Below are 7211 nucleotides of genomic sequence, written 5' to 3' on the forward strand. Positions count from 1 at the left end.
CGGCCTCGGCGGGAGGCCGGCCCCCGGCGTGGTCGAGCCGTCGGTCAGTGGCCGAAGGTGAACCAGTTGACGTTCACGAAGTCCGCCGGCTGACCGCTCGTGAAGGTCAGGTAGACGTCGTGGGTGCCGGTGACGGAGCTGATGTTCGCCGGGATCGTCCGCCAGCTCTGCCAGCCGCCGGTGGCGGCCACCGCGAAGCTGCCGACGGGCGCCGCGCTGCGGCTGTCGAGGCGCACCTCGACCAGTCCGCTGACGCCGCCCGCCGCACCGCCGGCTACCCGTGCCCTGAACTGGGTCGCGGCGGAGGAGCCGAACTTCACGCCCTTGTACAGCGCCCAGTCGCCATTGGCGAGGGCGCCGATGTTCTGTCCGCCGCCGGTGTCCGAGGTGGACTCGGTGATCGTGCCCGACTGGCTGTCGTACGACTCGGCCTGGATCGTGCCGTAGGCGTCCCGGCTGCCGGACGGCGGGGGCGTCGTCGTGCCGCCGCCGGTGCCCGCGGCCTGCAGCACCTGCACGTAGTCGACGACCATCGGACGGCCCGACTGGGTGTCGCCGTCCAGGCCGCCGCCGAAGGCGTCGGGGAAGGCCCCGCCCATCGCCACGTTCAGGATGACGAAGTAGCCGTGGTTCGTGGCGTTGGTCCACGTCGTCGCATCGACCTGGTTCGCGGTGACGGTGTGGTAGTTCACGCCGTCCACGTAGAAGCGGATCGCCTCGGGGCTCACCGAGCGGTCCCACTCCATGCTGTAGGTGTGGAACCCGGACTGGCAGGTGGTGTTCGGACACGCGACGGAGTTGCCGATGCCGGTCGTCTCGTTGCACGGGCCGCCCGGGTTGCTGCCGCAGTGCATGGTCGCCCACACCTTGTTCAGGCCCTGGACGTTCTCCATGATGTCCAGCTCGCCGACGCCCGGCCAGTTCTGGTAGTTGCCCCGGTACGGTGCGCCCAGCGCCCAGAACGCGGGCCAGTAGCCCTCGGCGGCGGCGCCGGTCACGTTCGGCATCTGGATGCGCGCCTCGACGCGCAGCTTCCCGCCGGACGGGGGCTGGAAGTCGGTGCGGTTGGTCTCGATGCGGCCGGACGTCCAGCGGCCGGCGGAGTCCCGCAGCGGGGTGATGCGCAGGTTGCCGTTGCCGTCGAGTGAGACGTTGGCCGTGCTGTCGGTCATCGTCTCGACCTCGCCCGTACCCCAGTTGGCGGGCCCGCCGGGATACGAAGTGCCGGTGCTGTACTGCCAGTCGGAGGTGTTGACGCCGGTGCCGGCGGCCCCGGTGAAGTCGTCGAGGAAGACCTGCGTCCACCCGGACGGCGGCGTGGGCGCGGAGGCGTTCGCGGGCAGGGTGACGGCCGCGGCGGCGGCCGCCGCCAGGCCGAGCGTGCTGAGCACGGCGATGAGCGCGCGTCGCCGTCGGGGGATGCCGGAGGATGCACTCATGAGGGGGGCCTCTCGGGTACGGAGTGATGGCGCGGGTGCCTTTCCCATATTTGAGAGCGCTCTCAAAGTGCGCCCAATGTGCTCTTCCCCTCGAGGGCCGTCAAGACTTAAAGCGAAGAAACTCCTTCCCCGCCGCGGAAGTTCAGGGGGTGAACCGCGCAAACGTGTGCAAGCGCGCTGTCCGCCACGGAGTTGCCGACGCGGCGCCACCGTCGTACGGCGCGCCCCGGATGCGCGAGGCCCTACGCGAGCGGGCAGTCGTGACGGATGAACCCGTGGAAGCCCGCCGCCTTGTCGTGCAGGGCGCGGGCGGGCGCGATGCGACGGAGCTGACCGCGACCGGCCGGTCAGTCGCGGTGTCGGTGCGGCTGCCAGCCCAGGGCTCGGGAGATGCCGCGGGCGGCCAGGCGGACGGCGGGGGCCAGGACCGGCACCTGGGCGTCGGCCTGCGGGACCACGACCGAGACGGCGGCGGTCACGGCGCCGTCCGGGCCGCGCACCGGAGCGGCCACCGACAGGGCGTCGTCCGTGACCTGACGGCTGCTCACCGCGACGCCCGTGCGCCGCACTTCGGCCAGCATCCTGCGCAAGCGCACGGGATCGGTGATGGTGTGGGCCGTGTAGGACGTCAACGGACGTGCGCAGTAGGCCTCCTGGAGGTCAGGACTGCCGTGCGCCAGCAGTGCCAGCCCGACGCCGGTGACGTGCAGGGGCCAGCGGGCGCCCACCCGGATGTGCACGCCGACCGCGGACCGCCCCGACAGCCACTCGGTGTAGACGACCTCGTGGCCGTCCCGCACGGCCAGCTGCACGTTCTCGTGGGTGGCCTCGTACAGGTCCTCCAGGTGAGGCAGCGCCGCCTGCCGCAGCGCCAGGCCGCGCGGCGCGAGCGCTGCGACCTCCCACAGCCGCAGCCCCACGTGGTAGGTCCCCGACCCGTCACGTTCCAGGGCGCCCCAGTCGGTCAGCGCGGCGACCAGTCGGTGGGCGGTGCTGAGGGTCAGGCCGGCGCGGCGGCTGATGTCGGTGAGGGACAGCGCGGGATGCGTGTGGTCGAACGCCGCGAGCACGGACAGCAGGCGGCCGGGCGCGGAGCGGGCGTGCCCGGTGGGGGCCGGCAGGTCCATCGGGTCCTCCTCGCGGGATCGGGCTGACGGGGTCGGGCGCGGCGGCTCGCGGGGGAGGGCTCACGTCCTCAGGAGAGTCCGTCCTCGGCGATCCGCAGCAGCAGGGTGTGGAGCGCGTCGCGGTCGGCCGGGGCCAGCGGGCCGAGCAGTTCGTTCGTCACCCGCAGGCCGGCCTCGTCGGTGCCGCGCAGGAACGCGCGGCCGTCCCCGGTGAGGACGACGATCCTGCTGCGCCGGTCGTCGGGGGACGGCCTGCGCTCGGCGAAGCCGAGCTTCTCCAGGTCGTCGACCAGGCCGACGATCGCGCTGGGGTCGTAGCCCAGCCGGGTGCTCAGCTCGCGCTGGAGCGCGCCCTCGGAGGTGGCGAGGAAGCGCAGCACCGCGTAGTGGCGCAGCCGCAGCCCCGACTCCTGGAGGAACGTGTTGAAGAGCTGGCCCGAGCGCAGCCCCAGGCGGTAGAGCAGGTAGCCCGTGTCGGCGTGCAGTGCCCGCATCCACGGCTCGTCCCCGTCGATCGGGGCGGCGTTCACTGCGTTGTCCTGGCGGGCGATGGCGGGCTCCCTGGTCTCGGTCCCCTCCCGGGGGCGGTTCGTCGTACAGATTTCAGCATGCCGCACGTTCGGGATGACAACAACTATTGACGACGACAATTATTGCTCTTAGCTTCGATCTCGAAGTCGTACCCCTCGTGCCGCCCGGCCGCCTTCCCGCGGCCGGCCGCACTCCCCATGTGAAGGGACACCGTCGTGCCCAGCATCGATCTCACCGGCAAGGTCGCCGTCGTCACCGGCAGCGGCCGGGGCCTCGGCCTCGCCTATGCGCACGCCCTGGCCGCCCACGGCGCGGCCGTCGTCGTCAACGACGTGGACGAGGCGGTCGCCGAGCAGGCCGTGAAGTCCCTCGTGGAGGCGGGCGGCAGGGCCGTCGCCGAGGTGGTCCCGGTCGGTACGACCGAGGCGGCCGAGCGGCTGGTGAACCGGGCCGTCGAGGAGTTCGGGCGGCTCGACGTCCTGGTCACCAACGCGGGCATCCTGCGCGACAAGGTGCTGTGGAAGATGACCGACGACGACTTCGACGCGGTGATCACCACCCACCTCAAGGGCACCTTCACCTGCGCCCGCGCCGCCGCGGTGCGGATGCGCGAGCAGGGCGAGGGCGGCACGCTGATCCTCGTGGGCTCCCCGGCCGGCCAGCGCGGCAACTTCGGCCAGACGAACTACGCGGCCGCGAAGGCGGGCATCGCCGCGTTCGCCCGGACCTGGTCGATGGAGCTGGGCCGCGCGAACATCACCGTCAACGCGATCGTCCCGGTGGCCGCCACCGCGATGACCGAGACCATTCCCGCCTTCGCCCCGTACGTCGAGGCCCTGAAGAACGGCGAGCCGTTCCCGGACTTCCTGCGCAAGGGCGAGGGCTTCGGCACCCCCGAGGACTGCGCGGCCCTGGTGCCCTTCCTGGCCTCCGAGGCCGCCCGGGGCATCACCGGCCAGGCCATCGGCATCGGCGGCGACAAGGTGGCACTCTGGTCGCATCCGCAGGAGATCCGCACGGCCTACGCCGACGGCGGCTGGACCCCCGAGACGCTGGCCGACGTCTTCCCCACCTCGGTCGGCGCCGAGCTCCAGACGGTCGGCATCCCGGCCCCCTCGTTCCCGGAGGCGTGATGAGTCCCGCCGCGAACCCCGCCATGAACGTCGACGAACTGGTCGCCATCGACGTGCACACCCATGCGGAGGTGTCGTCCAAGGGGCACTCCTCCCTGGACGACGACCTGCACGACGCGTCCTCCGCCTACTTCAAGGTCGAGGGCAAGAGGAAGCCCACCCTGGAGGAGACGGCCCGGTACTACCGGGAGCGGAGGATGGCCGCCGTGATCTTCACGGTGGACGCCGAGTCCGCGACCGGCACCGCGCCCGTCCCCAACGAGGAGGTCGCCGAGGCCGGCGCCGCCAACGCCGACGTGCTCATCCCCTTCGCCTCCATCGACCCCTTCCGGGGGAGGGCGGGCGTGAAGCAGGCCCGCCGCCTGGTCGAGGAGTACGGGGTGAAGGGCTTCAAGTTCCACCCCAGCATCCAGGGCTTCTTCCCCAACGACCGCTCGGTGGCGTACGACCTGTACGAGGTGATCGAGGAGACGGGGACCATCGCCCTGTTCCACACCGGCCAGACGGGCATCGGCGCCGGAGTCCCGGGCGGCGGCGGGATCCGGCTCAAGTACTCCAATCCGCTGCACGTGGACGACGTCGCCGCCGACTTCCCGCACCTCAAGATCATCCTGGCGCATCCGTCGTTCCCCTGGCAGGACGAGGCCCTGGCGGTCGCCACCCACAAGCCGGGCGTGCACATCGACCTGTCCGGCTGGTCGCCGAAGTACTTCCCGCCGCAGCTCGTGCAGTACGCCAACACGCTGCTGAAGGACAAGGTCCTCTTCGGCTCCGATTTCCCCGTCCTCACCCCCGACCGCTGGCTCGCCGACTTCGACAAGCTGACGATCAAGGACGAGGTGAAGCCGAAGATCCTCAAAGAGAACGCCGCCCGTCTGCTCGGGCTGACCACACCGTAAGGGGCGTGGAAGATGCGCAACGAGGGACTGGGGTCCTGGCCCGCTCGCCGGGCCCGCAAGACCCCCCACCGCACCGCCCTGGTCCACGACGGCCGGCCGACGGACTACCGCACCCTGCACGCCCGCACCACCCGCCTCGCGCATGCCCTGCGCGCCCGGGGCGTGCGGCGTGGCGACCGCATCGCCTACCTCGGCCCGAACCACCCCTCCTATCTGGAGACCCTGTTCGCCGCCGGCGCCCTCGGCGCGGTCTTCGTCCCCCTGAACACCCGCCTGGCCGGCCCCGAGATCGCCTACCAGCTCGCCGACTCCGGGGCGAAGGCCCTCGTCTACGGGCCCTCGCACGCGGGCCTCGTCGCCGGACTGCCCGGGCACACGGACGTCCGGACGTATCTCGAGGTCGGGGCCGAGTACGAGGAGGCCCTCGCCGCGGCGCCGGACGAGCCGATCGACACGCCGGTCGCGCCCGACGACACCTGCATCATCATGTACACCTCGGGGACCACCGGCCGCCCCAAGGGCGCGATGCTCACCCACGGCAACCTCACCTGGAACGCGATCAACGTCCTCGTCGACACGGACCTCATCGCCGACGAACGCGCCCTCGTCTCCGCGCCGCTGTTCCACACGGCCGGACTGAACATGCTGACCCTGCCGGTGCTCCTCAAGGGCGGCGCCTGCGTCCTCGTCGAGGCCTTCGACCCGCAGGCCACCCTCGACCTGATCGAGGAGCACCGGATCACCTTCATGTTCGGGGTGCCGACCATGTTCGACCAGGTCGCCCGGCATCCGCGCTGGCCCACCGCCGACCTGTCCTCCCTGCGCATCCTGACCTGCGGCGGCTCCCCGGTGTCCTCGCCGCTCATCGAGGCCTACCAGGCACGCGGCCTGACCTTCCTGCAGGGCTACGGCATGACCGAGGCCTCGCCCGGCACGCTCTTCCTGGACGCCGAGCACGCCGTCAGCAAGGCCGGTTCGGCAGGCGTCCCGCACTTCTTCAGCGACGTGCGGGTCGTACGGCCGGACATGGCTCCCGTCGAGGCCGGCGAGACCGGCGAGGTCATGGTCCGCGGCCCGCACGTCATGCCCGGCTACTGGGGGCTGCCCGAGGAGACGGCCGCGGCCTTCGCCGACGGCTGGTTCCGCAGCGGGGACGCCGCCCGGGTCGACGAGGACGGATACGTGCACATCGTCGACCGCATCAAGGACATGATCATCTCGGGTGGGGAGAACATCTACCCCGCCGAGATCGAGGACCTGCTGCTGGCCCACCCCGACATCGTCGAGTGCGCGGTCATCGGGGTGGCGGACGACAAGTGGGGCGAGGTGCCCCGCGCGGTCGTCGTGCCCCGCGAGGGCGCCACGATCGACCCCGGCCAGGTGCTGGCCTCGCTGGCGGGCCGGCTCGCCAAGTACAAGATCCCCAAGTCGGTGGTGATCGCGGACGAACTGCCGCGCACCGCCTCGGGCAAGCTCCTCAAGGCCCGGGTGCGCTCCCGGTTCGGCGCCCACTCCTGAATGACTCCGCTATGAGCAACTCCCCTGTGAGGAACGGTATATGAGCATCATCGTCAACGGCCTCGACGAGCTGAGGAAGCTGTCCGGCAGCGAGCTGGGCACCAGCGAGTGGATCGAGGTCACCCAGGAGCGCATCGACACGTTCGCCGACGCGACCGGCGATCACCAGTGGATCCACGTGGACCCGGAGAAGGCCGCGGCAGGACCCTTCGGAGCGCCGATCGCCCACGGCTACCTGACTCTGTCCCTCTTCATTCCCCTCTTCACCGAACTGCTCGACGTCCAGGGCGTCACGACCAAGGTCAACTACGGGCTGAACAAGGTCCGCTTCCCCTCGCCGGTCAAGGTCGGCTCGCGGATCCGTCTCGTCGGCAAGCTGACCGACGTCGAGGACGTTCCGGGCGGGGTGCAGATCACCGTCGACGGGGCGATCGAGATCGAGGGCGGCGCGAAGCCCGCGGCCGTGCTGCAGAGCCTCTCGCGGTTCTACGGATAAGGGCTGACCCGGGCAGCGCAGGGTGAGGGGCGCGGGGAACCGCGGACCGGTCGTGCCGGCCGCGCGGT

Annotated in this window: 7 protein-coding genes; 4 read left to right on the forward strand and 3 right to left on the reverse strand. The window is 71.4% G+C overall.

Going from position 1 to position 7211, the window contains the following annotated elements:
• Positions 1 to 44 precede the first annotated feature (44 nt).
• The 3 genes from ACN6LD_RS41600 to ACN6LD_RS41610 form a co-directional block, all read right to left on the reverse strand.
• A complete protein-coding gene (locus tag ACN6LD_RS41600; RefSeq protein WP_319187039.1) occupies positions 45 to 1439 on the reverse strand; it encodes a glycoside hydrolase family 16 protein in 1395 nt (464 codons plus the stop codon).
• 347 nt (positions 1440 to 1786) lie between these two features.
• Positions 1787 to 2566, reverse strand: a complete 780-nt coding sequence (locus ACN6LD_RS41605) for an IclR family transcriptional regulator (protein WP_319187037.1) — start codon at positions 2564 to 2566, stop codon at positions 1787 to 1789.
• Positions 2567 to 2634: 68 nt separating this feature from the next.
• Positions 2635 to 3060, reverse strand: a complete 426-nt coding sequence (locus ACN6LD_RS41610) for a MarR family winged helix-turn-helix transcriptional regulator (protein WP_319187053.1) — start codon at positions 3058 to 3060, stop codon at positions 2635 to 2637.
• A 252-nt stretch (positions 3061 to 3312) separates the two neighbouring features.
• On the opposite strand from ACN6LD_RS41610, the gene ACN6LD_RS41615 reads away from it, so the two are divergent.
• From ACN6LD_RS41615 to ACN6LD_RS41630, 4 genes are read left to right on the forward strand one after another with little or no spacing between them, the layout of a single operon-like run.
• Positions 3313 to 4230 carry an SDR family NAD(P)-dependent oxidoreductase gene (locus ACN6LD_RS41615; RefSeq protein WP_319187035.1) on the forward strand — a complete coding sequence of 306 codons (918 nt, stop codon included), beginning with the start codon at positions 3313 to 3315 and terminating at the stop codon, positions 4228 to 4230.
• A gap of 23 nt (positions 4231 to 4253) precedes the next feature.
• Positions 4254 to 5129: an amidohydrolase family protein gene (locus tag ACN6LD_RS41620; protein WP_445045878.1), complete on the forward strand. Its 876-nt coding sequence runs from the start codon at positions 4254 to 4256 to the stop codon at positions 5127 to 5129.
• Positions 5130 to 5141: 12 nt separating this feature from the next.
• Positions 5142 to 6647 (forward strand): acyl-CoA synthetase, encoded by a 1506-nt coding sequence (locus tag ACN6LD_RS41625; RefSeq protein ID WP_445045877.1) that lies wholly within the window; start codon positions 5142 to 5144, stop codon positions 6645 to 6647.
• 40 nt (positions 6648 to 6687) lie between these two features.
• A complete protein-coding gene (locus ACN6LD_RS41630) occupies positions 6688 to 7143 on the forward strand; it encodes a MaoC family dehydratase (protein ID WP_319187031.1) in 456 nt (151 codons plus the stop codon).
• Positions 7144 to 7211 lie beyond the last annotated feature (68 nt).

Source organism: Streptomyces sp. SAS_272, assembly GCF_052543235.1.